This is a genomic window from Rhodomicrobium sp. (assembly GCF_047605405.1).
GTDB classification, from domain to species: Bacteria; Pseudomonadota; Alphaproteobacteria; order Rhizobiales; family Rhodomicrobiaceae; genus Rhodomicrobium; species Rhodomicrobium lacus.
This window is the reverse complement of record NZ_JASGFR010000014.1, coordinates 25848-46231: the sequence shown is the minus strand read 5'-3', so window position 1 is coordinate 46231 and position 20384 is coordinate 25848. Positions and strand designations below refer to the sequence as shown.

Sequence of the window (20384 nt, the reverse complement as noted above, 5' to 3'; positions counted from 1 at the left end):
CTGCGAGCTTCTCGCTCAAATGTCAAATTCAAAAGCCCCACTAGAATCATGATGTTGCTAGTGGTCCTTTCGAACGGATGCAAATGTCGGACTCGGACAACTAGCGCCGTCGACCGAAGATCGCACCCAGCGACGGCACAGGTAGGGTGCTGACCATGAGCGCTGCCGCTGTCAGCGTAGCAATCGCCATGACCGGGCTCGCCTCCGCAGGGAAAACGGACACGACGGCGGTATCGAGCGCGATCATCGACAACGCCGCCGCCGTTGAAGGCAGACCGCAAAACCATTTCGGCTTCTCGGTGTGGCCTTCCTTCAGAAACGCTTTTTGCGCGCGCGCCTGTATGTTGAACCGCGCGAGCCTCAACCCGGTCGTCAGAACGTAAGCCGCCGCGATCGCCCAGCCCGCAAGGGCGAATTCATGGAGGTGGCGGTCATAGAGCAGCATGGCGGTCGCAACGCCGAAGTTCAGGAAGTCGGCGAGGGAATCGAGTTCCGCGCCCATGGCAGATTCGGCCTTGAGACGCCGGGCGGCGTAGCCGTCCGCCACGTCGAGCACGACGGCGCCGAGAATCGCGAACATCGCCAGCGCGTAATAGCCGTCATGCGAGAACCGGATCGCCGTTAAGCCGCAAACCACGGCGGCGAGGGTGAATGTATTCGGCACAAGCAGCACGAGCCGTCGCTTCAGCGAAGGTTTCGCGGTAGGAGCCTCGTTTCTGCCGATCACCGTGAAAGGCCGCCCGGACTGGTGCTTCATGATCTGCCCCGCATTTCACCCGCGTGGCACTGCGCGCGCAAGCCGCAACCTTCCCGCACCTCTTCTGCCTCCCGTGTCATAATTTCTTCATGGGAGCTTTTTCGACGACAAAACGCAACTCATAAAACGGCGTCGGGGATGCGGCGTTATGCGCGCCGCCCCCCTGACTGTTCCCAAGAAGACGGCGCTCTAGTGGAGCGAATTTGACATTCGAGTCCGGTGACTGCGAGCTAGTGGTCCTTTCGATTCCGACATTGCTCGCAAGCGTGCTGATGCAAATGTCGGAATCGGACACCTAGACGCGCGCGAAGCGGCGCGGCGTCGGCTCCGTCAAACCAAGTTCCGCAACCACGGTTTCGCCCGCGATCATGCGCTGTCCTTCCGAAACGAACACCGTGCCCGCCGGGAGATAAAGATCCGTGCGGCTGCCGAACCGGATGATGCCGATGCGCTCGCCCGCGGTGACCGCGTCGCCGACCTTCACGTTCGTGATGATGCGCCGCGCCACGTAGCCCGACACGAGCACGACACCGATCTTGGTGCCGGTCTTCGTCTCGATGGTGAAGGACTGGCGCTCGTTCTCGGAGGGCGCTTCCGGGGCGGCGGCATTCTTGTAGACGCCGTCGGTATGCACGTCGGTCAGAATGCGACCCGCAACGGGCGCGCGCGCCACGTGCACGTCGAGAAGCGAGAGGAACACGGACACCCGCGTCATGGGCTCCGTGCCGAGATTCAGTTCGGCGGGCGGCAGCATCGGGTTGACGCTGATGACCGTGCCGTCGGACGGCGCGACCACGAGGCCTTCGCGGTCTGGTACGACACGCTTCGGATCGCGGAAGAAAAAGGCGAGCGCGAGCGTCACCAGAAGGCAGAGGAAACCCAGCGTGTCCCAGATGTAGAACGCGACGAGCGTGACCGCTGCCGCGATGCCTACGAATTTATAACCATCTTTATGGATAGGCGAAAAGATCGCCTGAAACTGAGAGAGTGCATTAGGTCCAGCCACTATAATCCCCCGGCAAGTTGTGTTAAACCGCTGATCGCGGTTCTTGATTTCGATGTCACAGAATGTAACTGTCGTCAGGATGGTCTTGGGCACGCTGACACGCAATTGTCACAACCGACGCATATCCAACCCGTTAAAAGCGCCGCGGTACCGATCGGGTCAGCCTCGCTGTTCCTTGGGAGAATTCAATGCACGCCAGAATCGCCGCAACAATTATTGTGGCCTGTCTAGCACTTTCGTCCGCGCGGGCACAAGACGCGGAAAAACTTACGCTTTCGATCCCGCCTGAGGTGACCGAGGTCGCAACGGCCGGCACCTGGTCGGACTCAGACGTGTCGGGCGTGTTCCGCGCCACCGTGCTTACGGTACCGGCGGGCGATACGACGCAGGCCCATCTCGTGCTGCAACTCATGTCCGTCAGCGCGGACGGCAACACCTCGAAGGTGTTCAAAACCGTTCCCGTGAAGCAGATCGCAGACAAGAAACTGCCGAATGCCTTTCTCGCGGTCGAAGAGGATGGCACCGAGAACGAAGTTACGTGGCGCGTGACAAGCTACGACAGCAACTCGAACGCCGACATCGGCGCGCTGGTGACGATCAACGCCAAGGGCGACGTTCAGGTGAAGGACGCGCCGAAGGAAGAGGAATCCGCCGCGCAACAGCCTGAAAAGAAATAGGCTTCGAATTTCGGAAAAACCCGGCTTGAAGCCGGGTTTCCATCTTGCGCGCGGGACGGTGCCTGTAATCGCGCGTGGCGGCGGATTGTCGAGGCCGCGGCGTTTCCGTTCCTTCAACCGAGGTGGGCGACTTTTTCAAGCACCCGCGCGATGATCGCCGCGCAAGCGTCCCAGCTCGGAAGCGTCTGCCCGTGACGCCATGCAGCTTCGGCCATCCTCCGGCGAAGCCCCGCATCGATACTCAGCGACCGAAGCGCCGCCGCGATAGCATCCGCGTCGCCCGCCGCGCAGACATGGCCCGCTTCGCCTGGAACCGTATCGCGAACCGCGCCGTCGCCGGAAGCCACGACGGGCAACCCGTGTGCCATCGCCTCCGCGAAAACCATGCCATAGCCCTCATGGAAGCTCGCCAGCGCGAAGATGTCACCGGAGGCATAAAGCGCCGAAAGCGCGGCCTCATCGACATGTCCCGCGAGCCGCACCCGATCGCCAAGTCCATGCGCCGCGATCTTGGCTCTCACCGCCGCCGCAGTTTCGGGCGAAAGATCGAGCGCCCCCGCAATGGTCGCGCGCCACGGCAGGTCCGCGATTTGCGCCAGAGCATCGACCAGCACCGCATGGCCCTTGCGGGGCGTGAGCGTTCCCGCGCTGACGATGTGCAGCGGCTCGCCCGGCGGCGATCCCTCCGCGCGAAACCCTCTGAGCACGCCGGGCAGCGCGACGGCAAGCCTTCCGGGCGGAACGTCGAAGATGCGGGTGAGGTCGCGCGCGGTGCCTTCGCTCGGCACGATGATGGCATCGGCGAGCGCAAGCGCATCCGCCTCGCTGCGAAGCAAACGCGCCTTCGTCGACGCGTCGAGCCCGTCTTCGAGCGCCAGCGGGTGATGCACGAGCGCGACTTTCGCGCCTGCGATCGCGCCCAGCTCATCGGCGGGAAGCGCAGAGCCGACGAGGCCGTCGAGAAACAGAACCGTGTCGGGGCCAGAAGCAGCCCTCAGAGCCGCCAGCGCTTCACGCATCGTATCGCCTGACGCGAGCGGAAACCCGGCGGGCAGCGCCAGAACCTCAAGGCCGAGCCGCGCCTTCAGCGGCGGGAGGATCTTGCGCGCGTAGGCGTAATTGCCGGTCGGTGTTTCGAGGTCGCCGGAAAACGCGAAGATGAAGCGCGTCACGACAAGCCCCCTTTTGATCGCGCGCGCGGCGCCGTCACAGAGACGCGAGAAGCGACCGGGACCGCCAGACCGGAATTTCGAACAGCGCCGAGATCGTTTCGCCCGTCAGCCTGTTGCCGGAAGCGCCATCGGAGAAGACCGCGCCGGCCTTCAGCAACACGATCTCGTCGGAAAATTCCTGCGCGAGCCCGAGATCGTGCAGAATGCACAGCACGCCGCCGCCCGCATCCGCGAAAGCGCGCGCGCATTCGAGCGCGAGAATCTTGTGCTTCAGATCGAGATGCGCGGTCGGCTCATCCATCAGCAGATAGCGGCGCGCGCCATCCCTCGCCGCGGGGCGAAGCTGCACGAGCGCGCGGGCGATCTGGATGCGCTGTCGCTCGCCGCCGGACAGAGTGGGGTAATCGCGTCCGGCAAGGTGCAGCACGTCCATCGCCGCCATCGATTCCTCGACGATGTCGTCGCGCTCCGGCCCGGCGAAGGGATGCGCGCCCAGCGCAACCACCTCGTAAGCCGTCAGCGGAAAGCTTATCGCGGCATGCTGGCCGACGACCGCGCGAACCCGCGCCAGCTCGCTCTTGGACATGGCCGCCATGTCGCGCCCCTCGATCACGACGCGGCCGCCTTGCGGTTTCAGATCGCCCGCCAGAACCGACAGCGCGGTGGATTTGCCCGCGCCGTTCGGCCCGAGCACCGCCGTCACCCGGCCCGGCTCCACAGCGAGCGACACACCTTTCAGGAGCGTCGCGCGCCCGGCTTTCAATGTTACGTCTTCGAGAGCGAGCGCCATATCGTCGGTTGCCTCCGGTTCGTCGCCTGCGCTGATGGTATTCTTGCGGAAAGGCCGCGCCCGTGCAATCGCGGAAGCGGCGTCCTATCCCGCGATCACGGTTCGGATTGTCTGGCCGCCGCGCCGGATACCCAAACGCCACACACGCGCACCCTTGCCGACGATCTTTTCAAGCGCGCGCGTGGTTTCGATTTTCTCGCCGTTGATCTCTGCCACGATATCGCCCGGCTTGATCCCGAGGCGACGCGCGATGGAATAGGCTTCCGTTTCGACCACGACAACGCCGCTCGTCTCGTTGATCGAAAGTTCCTCCGCGACGGCAGGCGACAGGTTCGCCACCTTCGCGCCACCGAACGGGTTGTTGCCGTTGATGTCGCGCAGATCGCGCGGCGTCGTTTCGGGCGCGACCATGAGCGGGATGGAAACCTTGCGGCGTGTGCCTGTGCGCAAAACGTCGAGGCTCACTTCGCCCGACGTGCCCTTCGTCGTGAAACGATACTGGAAGGCGTTGGCGTCCGAGACATCCTTGCCGTCGACCGCAAGCACGATGTCGCCCGGACGAATACCCGCGCTCGCTGCCGGACCGCCGTCCGTCACCGCTGCAACGAGCACGCCCGTCGTGCGGTCGAGACCGACCGCGTCTGCGATCTGCGGCGTCAACTCAGCGATGCTCGCCCCGAGCCATGGCCGCCGCACGCCGGAACCGCCCTGCAACGCGGACTCGACAACAAGCCGGACCATGTTCGACGGGATCGCGAAGCCGATGCCCTGACTGCCGCCGCTCTTAGAGAAGATTGCGGTGTTGATGCCGACGAGCCGACCTTGCATGTCGACCAGAGCGCCGCCCGAATTGCCGGGGTTGATCGCCGCGTCGGTCTGGATGAAGAATTGATAGTCCGATATCCCGACGCGCGTGCGCGCCAGCGCCGAGACGATGCCGCTCGTCACCGTCTGCCCGACGCCGAAAGGATTGCCGATGGCGAGCACCATGTCGCCCACTTCGAGCTGATCGGCGTCGGCGAGGCCGACATACGGAAATTCGATGTCGGAGCCCTTGATCTGCAAGACGGCAAGATCGGTGCGCTCGTCCTTGAGCAAGACTTTCGCATCGAACTCGCGGGCGTCGGCGAGAGCGATCTTGATTTCCGTGCCGGCGTCTCCCTGCACGACGTGGTTATTGGTCACAACCACGCCGTTCGGCGTCACGATCACCCCGGAACCAAGCGAATTTTGCGCGCGCTCGCTGCGCCCGAAGCCGTGGCCGAAAAACTCTTCGAAGATCGGATTGTTGAAGGCGCTGTCGCGGCGCACGCGCTGGCGGACGTAGACGTTGACGACAGCGGGCGCCGCCGCCTTGACCACCGGCGCATAGGAGAAAACGACCTGCTCGCGCGTCTCGGGCGCCTTTTTCACCGCCTGCGCGAAAGAGGCGGCGGGTAGCGCCAGAAGGACGGCAAGCACGAAACTCGTTCGAACGGCAGCCGAATAGAGCATGGAAAGACCCCGTGGAGCAGTGAATTCTACCCTCGATCAGCCGCCGCTGGAGGCACCATCAGTTCCAACCCGTCTTGGCCAGCACCCTCATTCCAATGTTTCCATCGAACGCGGGCTGATCCAGGTATCGCCAACGAAATATAAAGAGCGGCAGAGCTTGCGATGCAAGAGGAAGACATGGCGAGGTTGGCGCTTCCGCGAGGATAGCGCACAAGCGAAGCGGCAGCGCCGTGCACAAATCGGACGCGGGATGAGGGACACGGGTGGCGATCGGCTTCAACGCGTCGAATGGGGTCCAGCCGATCCGTGCGGGTGATCAACCGGAGCCCGTAAGCCCATCCTCAAGATAGCGCCGTCGCGCTTTTCTACGCGGCCTTCTCGAATGCACGCTTTTTTACCCCGACCGCCGTGGGCAATGTCACCACGAACGACGCCCCTTTTGGCGAGTCCTCCAGACGAATGTCGCCGCCATGCGCGCGGACGAGTTCGGCGCTGATCACGAGACCGAGGCCGTTGCCGTCCGCCTTGGCTACGCTCTGGAAGGCCTTGAACAGATTTTCCTGCGCCTTGGCTGGCACCCCCGGCCCGTTGTCGCTCACCTTGATGACCGCGCGCCTGCCCTCCTGGGTGGCGCTGATCTTCACGCAAGGGTCTTCGGGAGCGGGCTCGGCTTCTCGCAAGGCTTCCATCGCGTTCCGCACGAGATTGGCGAGCACGCGGAAAATCTGATCGCGGTCGGCATAAAGCTCGATCGTCGGAGAGACGTCGACGATCAGGCGGACGCTCTTCAATTCTTCGACGCCGAGGCTCTCCGTGACCTCTTCGACGAGAGGTGCAAGGACAACGCGGGTGCGGTTCGGTGGCGTTTCCCCGCCCCGCCCGTATTTCATCGTGTTGGTGCACAGCATGATCGCCCGATCGAGCGCCCGGATCAGGCGCGGCACGAAGCGCTGCACGGTCGGGTCGGGCACGGTGGCGAGGCGATCCGAAACAAGTTGCGCGCTGGCGAGAATATTGCGCAGGTCGTGATTGATCTTCGAGACGGCCAATCCGACGTTCGCCAGCCTCGCCTTTTCGCGCAGGAGCCCGGAAAGCTGCGTTTGCAGGTTGGCGAGTTCCTTCTCGGCAACGCCAACTTCGTCGTCGCGCCCGCTCGGCGTTATGATCCGCGTCATATCCTCCGGGTTTTCGCGATAGGAAACCATGTTGCGCGTGATGCGCATCATCGGCGCGACGAGAAGTCTGGACAGCGCGAGATAGACGGCCGCCGAGGTCATGATCGCGATGATGATCGAAAGCCAGAAGATGTTCCGGGCATAACGCCACTCCGCCGCCCTGAGCGGCGTTTCGTCGATGACGACGTCGATCTCTTCGTCAGCGCGCAGGATGTCGGGCGCGGCGATGACGCGGATCAGACGGCCCGGCGGGGCAACCAATGCGGCGAGCGCATCGGGGATCAATTGAACCACATTCCTGTCGCGGAGATCGAAGACCTCCGCCACCGGTTTCTCGTCGGGCATGCCGAGAACGAGACGGCGCACTTCAGGGCGGCGCACCGAGACCGCATGGACGCCCGCTGTCGTCAGCAGCTCTTGACGAAGCCGTTCGGGAAGTTCCGCGCCACCCGACGCCTCAAGCGCGAGCGCAGCCACCTTCGCGGCAACGACGCGTTCCATCAGCCAGTTCTTTCGGAAGGTCGCGACGGAGGGAACGAAAATGAGCACTTCGGCCACCATCACGAACAGGATCGTCATGAACAGGAGCCTTGCCGGAAGGCTCGTTCTGATGGAGCCGATTTTCGAGGGTGCACGCTTCTCTTCGCGGTCCAGCGCAAAATGCGCTCCGCCGTGCTCGCGATCTTTTGAAGCCCGGGTGTCCAAACGCGTCAAAGAACCCTGTTGCCAACGCTTCTAAATAACGCGAATCAGCGGAATTTCGCAAGCAGTCCAATGATGCGTCGCAGAATGGGGTTCTGCGCGGTCGGCGCAAAATAGTTCACGGCGGCTCTTTTGTTCATTTCGGAAAGCGTGGGATAAGGCACCACGATGCTCTGCATCGCCTTGAGAGATATGCCTTTCTGCATGGCGAGGCTCCACATCTGTATGAGTTCGCCAGCCTGCGCGCCGACAATTCCGGCTCCGAGGATCTTGCCGCCGCGCGACGCTATGACCTTCACGAAGCCGCTCGTCTCGCGCTCGGCCTGGGCGCGGTCGTTCTCGGCATAGGGCCATCGAAGGATGGCAAGCTTGCCGTAGCGCGCGCGGGCCGCGTCCTCGGTCAATCCCACGTGGGCGACTTCGGGGTCGGTGAACGTCACCCACGGGATGCTCGAATAATCGGCCCTCGCCGGAAGCCGGAAAAGCGCGTTCTTGATGACGATGGACGCGTGATAGTTCGCGGCGTGCGTGAGGTTGACTTCGCCTGTCACGTCGCCGATGGCGTACACACGCGAGTTGGAGGTGCGGAGCCCGCTTGAGACCTGAATGCCGCGCTCGCTGTAATCAATCCCGGCGGCTTCGAGGTTAAGGTCGGCGACGGCGGGTGCGCGGCCGACCGCGACGAGCAGGTGCGTGCCCTCAATGGAATAGGTCCGGCCGAGATTGGCAAACACGACGCGGATGTTGTTTCCGAACGGCTCTATTCTCTCGACGCGCGCGTTTTCCTGCACGCGGATGCCTTCATCGCGCAGCCGGTCGAGCAGATGCTGCCGCAACTCGTCGTCGTCTCGCGAGAGCGCCTTGCCTGCCTCGACGACGGTCACCTCGCTGCCGAGCCGCTTGTGAGCCTGCGCCAGTTCGAGCCCGGCGGGGCCGCCGCCAAGAATGATGAGTTGCGGCAGGCGATGCGTATTCTGAAAGATGGTCTCGTTCGTGAAGAAAGGCACGCGGTCGAGCACGGGGATCGGCGGAATGAGGGGGGTCGATCCGGTGGCTATGACGAAGCGGCGCGCCTTGATCTGATACTCTCCCGCCTCGACGGTGTCCGGCGAGACGAAGCGCGCGCTCGCCTTGATGACATCCACGCCGAGGCCATTGAACCGCTCGACGGAATCGTTCGGCGCGATCGCCGCAACAACACCCGCGACATGCGCCGCGACGGCTTTGTGATCGATGCCGGGATTGCCGGCGCGAATGCCGAATTTCTCGGCGTCGCGGATCTGGTGCGCTCGCTTCGCAGCTGCGAGCAACGCCTTTGAGGGCACGCAGCCCGTGTTAAGGCATTCGCCACCCATCGGGCCGCGCTCGATCAGTACCACGGAGACACCGAAGGCAGCGGCGATGGCGGCGGCGGACAGCCCGCCCGATCCCGCGCCGATCACGCAGATGTCCGGCGTCAAAAGCTGAGGCATGGCCGTTCCGTTCCCCGTCGCGATTCCTGCACGTCCTGTTTCGCGCGGGCAGCCCGATTTGGCAAGCCGCGCCGGCTGGGCTCACGGTAATGTTGTTGGTTAAAAGCTTTGGGCAAGCAATCAGCGGGCGCCTCTTTTCTCAGGCGCCGGCTCTTGCTGCGCGCCAAGCCTCGAAGCGGGCGGCCTTTCCTGCCGCGTCGAAGGCTTCGAATTCCGCGATTTCGCGTTGCTCCGCTTCGTAGCGGGCGCGGTCGGCTTGCTCGGCGGCCTTCTGTGCGGCCACCTCGCGCTCGATGAGATGAAGGATGCCGACGAACCGGCGCTGCTCGGCCGCGAGCTTCGCCTCGGCCAGAAGCTTCTCACGGGCGTCGGGCGCGAGCGCAGCGACGAGGGCATCCGCTTCCTCCCGGCTCGGCGCTCGGAGATCGGGCGGGACCGTTCCCCAGGCAATGCGATTGCAGGATTGCACGAGCCGCCGCAGTTCGTTTTCGCCGTGAAGCTTCGCATTGGCGAACGCGCTTGGCATCCGCTTCGCGCTTTCGACGGCATTGCGAAGGTCCGGCGGCAAGGCTTCGGCGGCGGGTTCGGGATGAATGAGGCTCGCGTCGAACTCGTAACTCATGGACAGTCTCGCGGCTTGGAACTCGGTGACAACACCGGAAGCTTGCAACCATCATCCGGGTATCGTGTCAATCGCGCTGCGGCGCTTATGCAGAGGCTTCGGCGTCAATTCGCGCATGTGCGGAACCGGCCGCCGACCCATCGCGGCGCTTGCTTCTTCCCCGGTCCGGGGCGACCATGACTTTCGTCGCGGCTCGTGCTGACGGCACGCCCGCAATTGCATAATTCCACACAGGACGAAGCACATGGGCGGAAATGGAAATGCAGGGGGCAGAAGCCCCCGCTGTATCGCACTCGTCGGCCCCCAAGGCAGCGGGAAGACCTCTCTTTTCGAAGCCATCCTCGCCCGAGCCGGCGCGACACACAATGTCAGCGACACGACTCCGGAAGCGAAGAGCCACGGCATGAGCGTGGAAGCGAACGTCGCGAGCTTCGAGTACCTCGGCGACCGCTTCACGGCGCTCGATTTTCCTGGCTCGATCGAGTTCCAGTTCGACGGCACGGCGGCGCTGCCCGCCTGCGACACCGCTGTCGTCGTCTGCGAAGCCGACCCGAAGAAGCTTTACGCGCTGCAAAGCGTGCTGAAATCTCTCGAAGCCGCGAAGATCCCCCATCTTCTCTTCATCAACAAGATCGACAAGAACGGCGGCAACATCACCGAATTGCTGACAACATTGCAGCCCGCCAGCGGACTTCCGCTCGTGCTCCGGCAGGTTCCCATTACCGAAGGCGGCGCGGTGAGCGGATTCGTCGATCTGGCGCTCGAACGCGCATTCGTCTATCGCCCGCACGCCCCCAGCGAACTGATCGATATTCCGAACGACATCGCGCAATTCGAGGCCCAACAGCGCTTTTCAATGCTTGAGAAGCTCGCCGATTATGACGACGCGCTGATGGAACAGCTTTTGAGCGACACTGTGCCGAGCCGCGATCAGGTCTTCGCGGACCTCGTGACCGAGTTCAAGCGCAGCCAGATTTGCCCCGTGTTCTTCGGCTCGGCGGAAGCGGGCCACGGTATCGGCAGACTGCTCAAGGCCCTGCGCCACGAATCCCCCTTCGTCGCGGAAACCGCCGAAAGGCTCGGCCTTGGCGGGACGAAATCGGCAGCCTATGTGGTGAAGACGATCCACACGTCGCACGCGGGCAAGCTCTCGCTTGCGCGCGTACTGACGGGGCAATTCGCGGATGGCGCCGCGGTTTATGGCGCGTCCGGCGAGGAACGCATTTCCGGCGTCTTCTCCGTGTCCGGCCCCGACATCAAGAAGCGTGGCCCGGCGGAAGCGGGAGAAGTCGCGGCGTTTGGAAAGCTCGAAGGCATTCATACGGGTGAAGCGGTTTCGGGCGACAAGGGCTTTGCTGCGCCGGCAGAAACGGTGCAGCCGCCGAAGCCCGTCTACGCGCTCGCCATCGCCGTCGGAGACCGCAAGGACGAGATCAAGCTCACCTCCGCGCTCGCGAAGCTGATCGACGAAGACCCCACGCTTTCACTCGCGCAGGATCGCGAAACGAGCGAGATGGTGCTTTGGGGACAAGGCGAGATGCATCTTCGCGTCGCGCTGGAAAGGCTCGCGCGGCGCTTTGGCGTCAAGGCCGAGACACGGCGGCGGCAAATCCCCTATCGCGAGACGATCCGCAAGAGCGTCGAGGTGCGCGGCCGCCACAAGAAGCAAAGCGGCGGCCATGGACAGTTTGGCGATGTCGTGGTCGAGATTCGTCCGCAGCCGCGTGGCGAGGGCTTCGCCTTCGCGGAAGTGATCACGGGCGGCGCCGTGCCGCGCAACTACATCCCGGCGGTCGAAGCGGGCGTGCGCGATTATCTCGGCACCGGGCCGCTCGGCTTTCCGGTGGTGGACGTGGCCGTGACGCTGAAGGACGGCTCTTACCATACAGTCGATTCCTCGGATCAGGCTTTCCGTCTGGCGGGCCGTCTCGCGATGGTCGAAGGCATGCCGAAGTGTCAGCCCGTGCTGCTGGAGCCGGTCGCCGCCGTCAGCATTTCCGTGCCGAGCGAAGCCACGGCGAAGGTCAACGGCATGATATCCGCGCGGCGCGGGCAGATCCTCGGCTTCGATGCGCGGCCGGGTTGGCCCGGCTGGGACACCATCGAGGCGCACATCCCGGAAGCCGAAATCCACGACCTCATCATCGAATTGCGGTCGGCGACTGCGGGAGCAGGGCATTTCAAGGCCGAATTCGATCATCTCATCGAGCTTTCGGGCCGCGTCGCCGATCAGATCGTGGCGGAGCGCTCTCAGCAAAAAAGCGTTTAGTCAGCCTGCTTGGCAGCTTTTCACGCAGACAGCCGATCTCAACCGCAGCGTTGTGCCGCATCCGACTGCGGCATGACGCTGGGGACGGGCGGGCGACGGCTGCGCGTTGCAGACTCGGTTGCGCGCGACAGACCAAGTTGAAAGGGGGCGGGGGAAATCGAGTTCAAAGCCACAGAAGGCGGTAGAGCGCACGGTGCTCTGCGTCGGGCGGAGGAGACACACCGCTTGACGCCAGGACGGCCGATAAATTCCTATCATTTCAATATGTTGACAATTGCTTTCGGCAGATTCGGTATTCGCTTTTTCCGCGAGCGGGGCGGAAAAAGGGCGATAGCTGCACGGACAGAGTTGCGCCGCACAATTGGCGCGGGTTCGCCGATTCCGGTGTCGCAACGGGCGTCAGCGGCCGCGCTCGAAAAAGGTCGGAATTTCGCGACGGAACGCTTGCACACCCGCGCTTAACCCGCTAGAGATATGGGCCTCCGCAGATCGCCAAGCGCGACACTGCTCCGCACCGGTAGCTCAGCTGGATAGAGCACCAGACTACGAATCTGGGGGTCGGGAGTTCGAATCTTCCCCGGTGCGCCATTTTTCCCTAGTAAAAACAATGCGTTACGCAGCGCAAGCGCGGGTTTAAAGCGCGCTCGTTTTGCGCGATAAGCCTGCCGTAAGCCTTAGGTGGCACCTTTTTTGATAGGAGGTTGTGCATGGACAAGCAATTAGTCGCGCTCTACGAGCTAAAGAGGCAAAGCTTTTTAATTGGATACATTCAAAATCCAGAAAATTTTTCCGATGCTCTCGCATTCGCATATTTTTATCGCGTGGCTCCCGTATTGCACGAAAATGTCGAGCGCGAGATATATGAAGCCGATCCTTTCGAAGATGTTTATGCGGTCAAGACATGCTTCGTTGAGGAAGTCTTGAAATACATCGATAAGTGTTGGAGGGATGCCAGACTATCCGATATTGAGTTTTATAAACTCGAAGAGAAATTTGGCGGTTATAAAACCAATCGAATCGAGTTGCTTCACATTCTCGAATATTTACGCATTGCCGGTCGTTTTGATACTGAAGTGTGGTCGGCGATTGAATCAAATGCGCCAGCGGAGGCCAATAGCATTGGAAGCACGTTCTCCCCAGGCGAAGTAACTTTTGATTGACAGTCACAATAAACGCCCTTCACCGCGAGGCACAGGGCGTTTGCATACAGCGTCAGGCCGAGAGGATACTCAGCCCCCGCTACTGCGCCCGTTTTGATTATCGAGGGACGGTTTGCTATGCCTCGGCGCGATGGCTAATCGCGCATTACTGCAAGGGGTGGCTTTCTGGCAGCGCGTTCAACGCCGCGTTCGCGAACTCGCGTATTTTGCGAAACGGACGATGGGCAGGAACACGGTCTTCCATATGACGTAGCTGAACAAAGACCCGGAAACCTCGTCCGATCCTCGCATGCAAGCCCCGCCAATTCGCCGCCGTTAATCGACAGCGGCAACAACTCATCGGTGCGCGCGATGATCAGGCAGGCCGCGAACAACCAGCTACTGACATGGCTAAGCGGATATATTCCCTTCACACGATGGCGAGACCCACCTTGTACAGCGCTTCAGCGAGCTTAATCATGTCATCGCTTTAGGGTTGCATTCACCGTCCCGGTTTATCTCTATAACGACTGCAATCGAAAGTCGCAGGGATGTCACGGGCTAAAGCTGAAGCGATCATGAAGGCGGCCAGCGCGATCATTCGCGCCGCGCATCGCTTTGCCTGCATCGCGGTGCTGCTCTTCGCATTCGCCTCCCATGCCGTCGCTCACGGTCCTGTTTCCGCGTTTGAAGGCTTGAACGGTGAAACCGTGAGCGTCCCCGACCGCACCGATGATGGAACCCTGCAGCACAGCGCTGCGGCCTGCGCCTGCCATTCGCCCATGCTCGTCCGCCTTGCGCCGATAGGCGGGTGTGCCATGCTTTTGTCTGCGGCCGCCTACGCGGCTGCGGTGGATGCGCCTTTTCTGCCCTCATCGGTTCCGACGTCCGATCCTCCGCCCCGCGTCTGATCTGCGATAGCGCCCGACGCGCCGAACGCTGCCTGGCACGGCCCTGACGCCGCCGCCCGATACGCTTCGCGCGACGCGGCTATTTCCAAATCAGAGATCAATGAAGGCGGGCACGCCCCGAATGTATCGATCATGACCGGACGAATTCTGCTCCTCGGCGGCATAGCGCTGGCCGTTACCGCGTTGGGTTTAACTTCTTTCATTTCGTTCGCGCATGTCGGAAACGCCCACCGGCAGGTCAACGCAACCGCCGCAGACAAAGACCACGCGAGCGGCAAGCATGACGGCGACCACGGCGGCGAGGAAGACCAAGCAGGCGAAAGCGAAGGCGTGCGTCTTTCCAAAGATCAGATCGACGCAGCGGGTATCGCCGTCGCTCCGGTATCCAAGGGACGCGTCGTCCAACGGCTCGTGATGCCGGGCGTGATCGCCATGGATCAGGATCGCATCGCGCGCATCCCCGCCAATGTCGTGGGCATCGTTTCGGATCTCCGGAAGAAGCTCGGCGACACCGTTGAGAAGGGCGAGGTCATCGCGGCGCTGGAAAGCCGCGAGGTGGCCGAGGCCCGCAGCGAATACATCTCGGCGCTCGTGTCCTTCGCGTTGCAGAAGACGCTTTACGAGCGCGACCGCGCTCTGTGGCAGAAGCAGATCACCCCCGAACAGCAATATCTCAGGACACGCTCCGCTTACTCCGAGACGCGCGTGCGAACCGACCTTGCCCGCCAGAAGCTCCTCGCACTGGGAATCGATGCGCGCGACATCGACGCCCTTTCGAAGCAGGCGGCGTCGGCCGTCGAGGCGAAGGAGGGGGGCGCAAGCGTGGACGCGGTCGGCAAGGCGCTGCGCCGCTACGAAATCCGCTCGCCGATCGCGGGCCGCGTCGTGGAGCGTCGCGTCGACCTCGGCGCGCCAGTGGGCCGCGAGGGGCAGGAGTCGGAGCTTTACGTTATCGCCGACCTGTCAAAGGTGTGGGTGGATATTACCCTTCCCGCCGCCGATCTCGATCGTGTCAGGGAGGGTAACACCCTCCTGATCAGGGCAGCGTCCTCGAAGGAAACGGCGCCCGGTCGTGTGATCTTCGTCAGTCCTGTCATCGCCGCCGATACGCGGGCCGCCAGAGCCATAGCGCTGGTCGACAATCCGAATTTGATCTGGCGCCCTGGAACCTTCGTTACGGCCGAAATCGCCATCGATGAAAACGCCGTTGAAACCAGTGTGCCCATCGCCGCGATCCAGCGGATCGAAGGCGAGCACACGGTCTTCGTCCGAACACCGAACGGCTTCGAAAAACGAAAGGTCGCCATCGCGAGGCAGGATGGCGAGACAGCGGAAATTGCCTCCGGCGTATCGCCCGGCGAAAACGTCGCTGTTTCGAACACGTTCATTCTCAAGGCAGAGCTTGGCAAGGGCTCCGCCGAGCACGCGCACTGAGGGAACGAACGTGATCGAAGGCCTTCTTTCCTTTTCGGTGCGCAGGCGCTGGGCGGTGCTTGTGCTGACAGCCGTCGTCGCGGGCATCGGCATGTGGTCGCTTGGGCGCCTTCCGGTCGATGCCGTCCCCGACATCACCAACAATCAGGTGCAGATCAATACGCTTGCCCCCGCTCTGTCGCCTGTCGATGTCGAGCAGCAAATCACCTACCCGATAGAGACCGCGCTCGCCGGTACGCCGGGGCTTAAATACACCCGCTCGCTCTCGCGCAACGGCTTCTCGCAAGTCACAGCCGTTTTCAGCGATCGGATGGACGTCTATTTCGCGCGCCAGCAGGTGCTTGAGCGGTTGCAGGAAGCGCGCGATGCCATGCCCCTTGGCGTCGAGCCGAAGCTCGGCCCCATCTCAACGGGGCTCGGCGAAATCGTGATGTGGACCGTCTCCTTTTCAAAGGCCGCACGCGCAGTCGACGGAAAGCCCGGCTGGCAGACGGACGGCAGCTACCTGACACCGGAAGGAAGACGGCTGGAAACTGCGATCGAGCAGGCCGCCTACTTGCGCGAAATTCAGGATTGGGTGATCCGGCCGCAGGTGCGCCTCGTACCGGGTGTTGCGGGCGTCGACGCCATTGGCGGCTTCGTGAAGCAGTATCACGTCGAGCCCGACCCCGCGAAGCTCGTCGCCCTCGGCCTGTCGTTCGACGATCTCGCGTTGGCGCTCGAACGGGGCAATCTCAATCGTGGCGCGGGTTATCTTGAGCGCAACGGCGAGGGCATCATCGTGCGCTCGCGCGGTCAGCTCCAGACGACAGGGGAAATCGCCGATGTCGTGGTAACGGCTCGCGGCGGCGTACCGGTGCGCGTGCGCGACGTGGCGACCGTCGCCGTGGGGCGCGAACTGCGCTCCGGCAGCGCGAGCCGTTCCGGCGAAGAAGTCGTCGTCGGCACGGCCCTTATGGTCATCGGCGGCAACGGCCGCACGATTTCATCGGCTGTTGTCGAAAAGCTCGACGAAGTGCGGAAAATGCTCCCGCCGGATATCGCGGTGAATGTGGCGCTCAACCGCACGCAGCTCGTGGACGCGACCATCGCGACAGTGGCGACCAACCTCGCGGAAGGCGCGCTGCTGGTTGTCGCGGTGCTGTTCCTGTTCCTCGGCAATATCCGCGCGGCGTTCATCGTGGCGCTCGTGATCCCGGTTTCCATGCTCATTACCGCCACCGGCATGGTTGAGGGGCGCATCAGCGCGAACCTCATGAGCCTTGGCGCGCTCGATTTCGGCTTGATCGTGGATGGTGCGGTGATCATCGCGGAAAACTGCCTGCGACGGCTCGGCGAACGCCAGCACGAGCTTGGGCGATTGCTGCGGCTGGACGAGCGTCTCGAAACCGTCTCGCGGGCTGCCAGGGAAATGATCGAGCCATCGGTCTACGGTCAGGCGATCATCATCCTCGTCTATGTGCCGCTGCTGACGTTCACCGGCGTCGAAGGCAAGATGTTCGAGCCGATGGCGCTGACGGTGATCTGCGCGCTTGCCGCCGCCTTCGTGCTGTCGCTGACTGCCGTGCCAGCGATGATTGCGATCTTCATCAGGGGCCGTGTCGAGGAGAAGGAGAACCGGCTCGTGCGGAGCCTGAAAGCTGCCTATCGCCCGGTTTTAGGTTCGGCAGTACGGCGCCCATTGCCCTATATCGCGCTCGCCGTGGCGCTGTTCGGCGCATCCGTTTTCGCATTCGGGCGGCTCGGACAGGAGTTTGTCCCGACACTCGACGAAAAAAATCTCGCCATGCATGCGCTTCGCATCCCCAGCACATCGCTCACTCAATCGCAGGCGATGCAAACTCGCGTGGAGAAAGCATTGAGCGCCGCGCCGGAGGTCGCTTTCGTCTTTTCGAAGACCGGCACGGCCGAAGTTTCCACCGATCCGATGCCGCCGAACGCGTCTGACACCTTCATCATCCTGAAGCCGCGCGCCGATTGGCCCGAGCCCGCGCTTTCGAAGGACGACCTCATCGCCAGGCTGAACGTGGCCGTCTCGCGTCTTCCCGGCAACGTCTATGAGTTCACGCAGCCCATTCAGATGCGTTTCAACGAGCTTCTTGCCGGTGTGCGCGGCGATCTCGCGGTGAAGGTGTTCGGTGAAGACCCCGAAGCGATGCTGAAAGCGGCGAACGGGATTGCCAGCATCCTGCGCCGGACCAGCGGCGCGGTGGATGTGAAGGTCGAACAGGCGGAGGGGTTACCCTTCATGGATATCTCGATCGACCGGAATGAAGCCGCGCGCCTCGGTATCTCGGTCGGAACCATTCAGGACATCATCGGCGCATCCATCGGCGGCCGGAAAGCGGGTGTTGTGTTCGAGGGTGACCGTCGCTTCGCGATTGTCGTGCGTCTGCCCGAAGCCGTTCGCGACGACCTCGCCGCGCTCGAAAATACGCCGGTTCCGCTTCCACAGGCGCAGGGCGCCCCGCCGCAAAGCGTGCCGCTCAAGCGCGTGGCGCGGTTCGAGTTCTCGGAGGGGCCGAACCAGGTGAGCCGCGAAAACGGCAAGCGGCGCGTCGTGGTGCAGGCAAATGTGCGCGGTCGCGATATCGCCTCGCTCGTTGTCGAAGCGCAGGCCCGCGTAAAGGCGGAAGTGGTGCTGCCCGCCGGTTCGTTCACTCAATGGGGCGGTCAGTTCGAGAACCTCGCGCTAGCGAAACATCGCTTGTCTCTGGTCGTGCCGGCATGCCTGCTGCTGATCTTCCTGCTTCTTTTCTCCGCGCTCGGCTCGGCGCGCGACGCGGCCCTCGTCTTCACGGCGGTGCCGCTCGCGCTCACCGGCGGCATCGCGGCGCTGTGGCTTCGCGATATGCCGTTCTCGGTTTCGGCGGCGGTGGGGTTTATAGCGTTGTCCGGCATCGCCGTGCTGAACGGCCTCGTCATGTTGAGCTACATTCAGAAACTTCAGAAGGACGGGATGCTCCGGCGGGATGCGGTCGTGACCGGCGCGCTCGGGAGGTTGAGGCCCGTGTTCATGACAGCGCTCGTCGCTTCGCTCGGCTTCGTGCCCATGGCGCTCGCTACGGGCACGGGCGCGGAGGTGCAAAGGCCCCTCGCAACCGTCGTCATCGGCGGGGTCATCAGCGCGACGCTTCTGACGCTCGTCGTGCTTCCGGCGCTTTACGCGCGGTTTGGCAGCACTTTCGTGACCAGCATGCACAGGGAGCGAAAAATCGGGACCAAGGAGCCGCAGCCCGCGGCACCCATTTTGTCACCTTGTGGACAGCTGACTATTACTGAAAACTCAAGGCAGGATACAGATTAGAAAGTTCTCGTCTTCGCTGCCTATGGTGCGACAAACCTCATCGATGTCTAAGCGTTAGCATTGATATGAGCGCGATTTAGCGACCGGAAAATGCCGTCACCGCTTCTCGCAACACTGATCCCCAACCCAGATGGGAAAGGAGATATTGACGGCCGCGCGCGTGTCGTGCCCTTCGTAGCCTCGTTCATACACATCGCGGGTGAGTTTCAGCTGGACGACGGCTGAGCCGAAGTCATAGCCGACGAGTGGCCCTAACGCGAACTGGCTGAGGCCGTCTCCCCCTCCGATATCGGTCGAATAGAACGCCACGGCGCCGAATTCCCAGGCACCGAATTTCCGCGTGGCGGTGAGATCGATATTGAGCCAGTCCGAATAGTCGACGCCGCCCGCCGCTCCGCCGGTGCCGTAAATCACCGATGTCGAGAGATTCCAGCTGTCCTTCAAATAGCTGAGCGCCGCAATCCCTTGAAAAGACGTCAGATCGCGCCCGACTGCTGTTCGCGACGGCAGATACACGCCCGCCTGAAAGCCGCCGTAAAAGCCGCCGCCGAGATCCCATTTCAGCTGGGCGTCGAAGATCGTGTTGGCGAAGCCGCTCATGGAGGGGCCGTCCTTCACGGCGAGATCGACATAAGGCGTCGCCGTATCGAAAAGGAGGCGGCCTCCCGCGATCGTCCAGGGCGTCGACCAGATCAGCCATGAGGGAACGACCGCACCGAGATCGTCAATATTTCCGGGGGAAGCATTTCTCGACCCGTAATTGCCGATCACGACATCATAGACACCAGGCGGAAGCTGGCCAGCCGCGCCGAGAGCGATGCCGGTCGTGAGGCCCGGCTGAAGTTCGGAAGGGGTGCCGGCATGAACGGCTGAAGTGGCCGAGGCAAAGGCAAACGCTACGCACGCGATGGCTTTATTGGTCATGATGTCCTCGATAGAAAACGCGCGGCGCGGGTCGATCCCGATCCAAACCTGACGTACTCGCCGGATCAGGATGTCCGCCGAGAGCGGGAAAGCGTTCAATCCTCCGGCCTCGTCCAGATGATCTTGGTACCGAAGCCAAGCCTGTTGTCGGTGAGCTTGAGAATTTCGGGATCGATGGTCCAGATCGGCGCGGGGCGAAGGCGGGCGAACGAAAATTTTCGATAATAAATCGCCCTTCCTTGCTCCGCCTCATCTCCCTCAAGCTGTCGGCTGGTTCCGGCAAATTGCAGTCCGCGTATCGTCGCGACGGCGGACTGCTGTGCTGATACGGTTCCCGCCACCTTCGCGTTTCGGGCCATTTCGGCACCGTGGCGCGTTTCGAGGCTTGTGAGGATCAGGAACCGTATCCGATTGAAGTCGAAGGCGTAAAAGCAACTGGCGGCCCAGGGTGTCCCATCGTTTGCACTGCAAACCGTCAGGACGTGATTCCGTGAGATGAACGAAATGATTCTCTGCAGGTCGGTCATTTCTCT

16 protein-coding genes and 1 tRNA gene are annotated in these 20384 nt (G+C 62.6%); 7 read left to right on the top strand and 10 right to left on the bottom strand.

The window, feature by feature from the left end:
- Nucleotides 1-100: 100 nt before the first annotated feature.
- Together QM659_RS07580 and QM659_RS07575 are read right to left on the bottom strand one after the other, a co-directional pair.
- Nucleotides 101-757 carry a CDP-alcohol phosphatidyltransferase family protein gene (locus QM659_RS07580; RefSeq protein ID WP_415187949.1) on the bottom strand — a complete coding sequence of 219 codons (657 nt, stop codon included), beginning with the start codon at nt 755-757 and terminating at the stop codon, nt 101-103.
- A 295-nt stretch (nt 758-1052) separates the two neighbouring features.
- Nucleotides 1053-1763 carry a phosphatidylserine decarboxylase gene (locus QM659_RS07575; protein ID WP_127079308.1) on the bottom strand — a complete coding sequence of 237 codons (711 nt, stop codon included), beginning with the start codon at nt 1761-1763 and terminating at the stop codon, nt 1053-1055.
- Nucleotides 1764-1951: 188 nt separating this feature from the next.
- Here QM659_RS07575 and QM659_RS07570 point away from each other — a divergent pair, with 188 nt between their 5' ends.
- The gene (locus tag QM659_RS07570; protein WP_303483584.1) at nt 1952-2440 is read left to right on the top strand and encodes a hypothetical protein; all 489 of its coding nucleotides are present in this window, start codon (nt 1952-1954) and stop codon (nt 2438-2440) included.
- Between the two features lie 113 nt (nt 2441-2553).
- Here QM659_RS07570 and QM659_RS07565 read toward each other — a convergent pair whose 3' ends face one another.
- The 6 genes from QM659_RS07565 to QM659_RS07540 form a co-directional block, all read right to left on the bottom strand.
- The gene (locus tag QM659_RS07565) at nt 2554-3612 is read right to left on the bottom strand and encodes a glycosyltransferase family 4 protein (RefSeq protein ID WP_415187948.1); all 1059 of its coding nucleotides are present in this window, start codon (nt 3610-3612) and stop codon (nt 2554-2556) included.
- 34 nt (nt 3613-3646) lie between these two features.
- Nucleotides 3647-4402, bottom strand: coding sequence for a heme ABC transporter ATP-binding protein (locus QM659_RS07560; RefSeq protein ID WP_415187947.1), 756 nt, complete (start codon nt 4400-4402; stop codon nt 3647-3649).
- An 84-nt stretch (nt 4403-4486) separates the two neighbouring features.
- A complete protein-coding gene (locus tag QM659_RS07555) occupies nt 4487-5896 on the bottom strand; it encodes a Do family serine endopeptidase (RefSeq protein ID WP_127079300.1) in 1410 nt (469 codons plus the stop codon).
- Between the two features lie 365 nt (nt 5897-6261).
- Nucleotides 6262-7650 carry a sensor histidine kinase gene (locus QM659_RS07550; protein ID WP_415187946.1) on the bottom strand — a complete coding sequence of 463 codons (1389 nt, stop codon included), beginning with the start codon at nt 7648-7650 and terminating at the stop codon, nt 6262-6264.
- 170 nt (nt 7651-7820) lie between these two features.
- Nucleotides 7821-9245 carry a dihydrolipoyl dehydrogenase family protein gene (locus tag QM659_RS07545; protein ID WP_415187945.1) on the bottom strand — a complete coding sequence of 475 codons (1425 nt, stop codon included), beginning with the start codon at nt 9243-9245 and terminating at the stop codon, nt 7821-7823.
- 139 nt (nt 9246-9384) lie between these two features.
- A complete protein-coding gene (locus tag QM659_RS07540; protein ID WP_415187944.1) occupies nt 9385-9867 on the bottom strand; it encodes a hypothetical protein in 483 nt (160 codons plus the stop codon).
- Between the two features lie 244 nt (nt 9868-10111).
- On the opposite strand from QM659_RS07540, the gene QM659_RS07535 reads away from it, so the two are divergent.
- The 6 genes from QM659_RS07535 to QM659_RS07510 all read left to right on the top strand — a co-directional run bounded on the left by QM659_RS07535 (nt 10112) and on the right by QM659_RS07510 (nt 18927).
- Nucleotides 10112-12136 (top strand): elongation factor G, encoded by a 2025-nt coding sequence (locus tag QM659_RS07535; RefSeq protein ID WP_415187943.1) that lies wholly within the window; start codon nt 10112-10114, stop codon nt 12134-12136.
- 511 nt (nt 12137-12647) lie between these two features.
- A tRNA-Arg gene (locus QM659_RS07530) sits at nt 12648-12724 on the top strand.
- 119 nt (nt 12725-12843) lie between these two features.
- Nucleotides 12844-13296 (top strand): hypothetical protein, encoded by a 453-nt coding sequence (locus QM659_RS07525; RefSeq protein WP_415187942.1) that lies wholly within the window; start codon nt 12844-12846, stop codon nt 13294-13296.
- Nucleotides 13297-13826: 530 nt separating this feature from the next.
- On the top strand, nt 13827-14186 hold the full coding sequence (locus QM659_RS07520) for a hypothetical protein (RefSeq protein WP_415187941.1): 360 nt from the start codon (nt 13827-13829) through the stop codon (nt 14184-14186).
- A gap of 132 nt (nt 14187-14318) precedes the next feature.
- Nucleotides 14319-15620, top strand: a complete 1302-nt coding sequence (locus QM659_RS07515; protein ID WP_415187940.1) for an efflux RND transporter periplasmic adaptor subunit — start codon at nt 14319-14321, stop codon at nt 15618-15620.
- Nucleotides 15621-15630: 10 nt separating this feature from the next.
- The gene (locus tag QM659_RS07510) at nt 15631-18927 is read left to right on the top strand and encodes an efflux RND transporter permease subunit (RefSeq protein WP_415187939.1); all 3297 of its coding nucleotides are present in this window, start codon (nt 15631-15633) and stop codon (nt 18925-18927) included.
- Between the two features lie 96 nt (nt 18928-19023).
- On the opposite strand, the gene QM659_RS07505 is transcribed toward QM659_RS07510, so the two are convergent.
- Both QM659_RS07505 and QM659_RS07500 read right to left on the bottom strand, forming a co-directional pair.
- A complete protein-coding gene (locus tag QM659_RS07505) occupies nt 19024-19851 on the bottom strand; it encodes a transporter (protein WP_415187938.1) in 828 nt (275 codons plus the stop codon).
- Nucleotides 19852-19946: 95 nt separating this feature from the next.
- On the bottom strand, nt 19947-20378 hold the full coding sequence (locus QM659_RS07500) for a pyridoxamine 5'-phosphate oxidase family protein (RefSeq protein WP_415187937.1): 432 nt from the start codon (nt 20376-20378) through the stop codon (nt 19947-19949).
- Nucleotides 20379-20384 lie beyond the last annotated feature (6 nt).

Bases quoted from the DNA above. Each gene is read 5' to 3' on its own strand.
- QM659_RS07580 (WP_415187949.1), bottom strand. From the start codon at position 757: ATGAAGCACCAGTCCGGGCGGCCTTTCACGGTGATCGGCAGAAACGAG.
- QM659_RS07570 (WP_303483584.1), top strand. From the start codon at position 1,952: ATGCACGCCAGAATCGCCGCAACAATTATTGTGGCCTGTCTAGCACTT.
- QM659_RS07560 (WP_415187947.1), bottom strand. From the start codon at position 4,402: ATGGCGCTCGCTCTCGAAGACGTAACATTGAAAGCCGGGCGCGCGACG.
- QM659_RS07555 (WP_127079300.1), bottom strand. From the start codon at position 5,896: ATGCTCTATTCGGCTGCCGTTCGAACGAGTTTCGTGCTTGCCGTCCTT.
- QM659_RS07550 (WP_415187946.1), bottom strand. From the start codon at position 7,650: ATGACGATCCTGTTCGTGATGGTGGCCGAAGTGCTCATTTTCGTTCCC.
- QM659_RS07545 (WP_415187945.1), bottom strand. From the start codon at position 9,245: ATGCCTCAGCTTTTGACGCCGGACATCTGCGTGATCGGCGCGGGATCG.
- QM659_RS07540 (WP_415187944.1), bottom strand. From the start codon at position 9,867: ATGAGTTACGAGTTCGACGCGAGCCTCATTCATCCCGAACCCGCCGCC.
- QM659_RS07535 (WP_415187943.1), top strand. From the start codon at position 10,112: ATGGGCGGAAATGGAAATGCAGGGGGCAGAAGCCCCCGCTGTATCGCA.
- QM659_RS07525 (WP_415187942.1), top strand. From the start codon at position 12,844: ATGGACAAGCAATTAGTCGCGCTCTACGAGCTAAAGAGGCAAAGCTTT.
- QM659_RS07520 (WP_415187941.1), top strand. From the start codon at position 13,827: ATGTCACGGGCTAAAGCTGAAGCGATCATGAAGGCGGCCAGCGCGATC.
- QM659_RS07515 (WP_415187940.1), top strand. From the start codon at position 14,319: ATGACCGGACGAATTCTGCTCCTCGGCGGCATAGCGCTGGCCGTTACC.
- QM659_RS07505 (WP_415187938.1), bottom strand. From the start codon at position 19,851: ATGACCAATAAAGCCATCGCGTGCGTAGCGTTTGCCTTTGCCTCGGCC.
- QM659_RS07500 (WP_415187937.1), bottom strand. From the start codon at position 20,378: ATGACCGACCTGCAGAGAATCATTTCGTTCATCTCACGGAATCACGTC.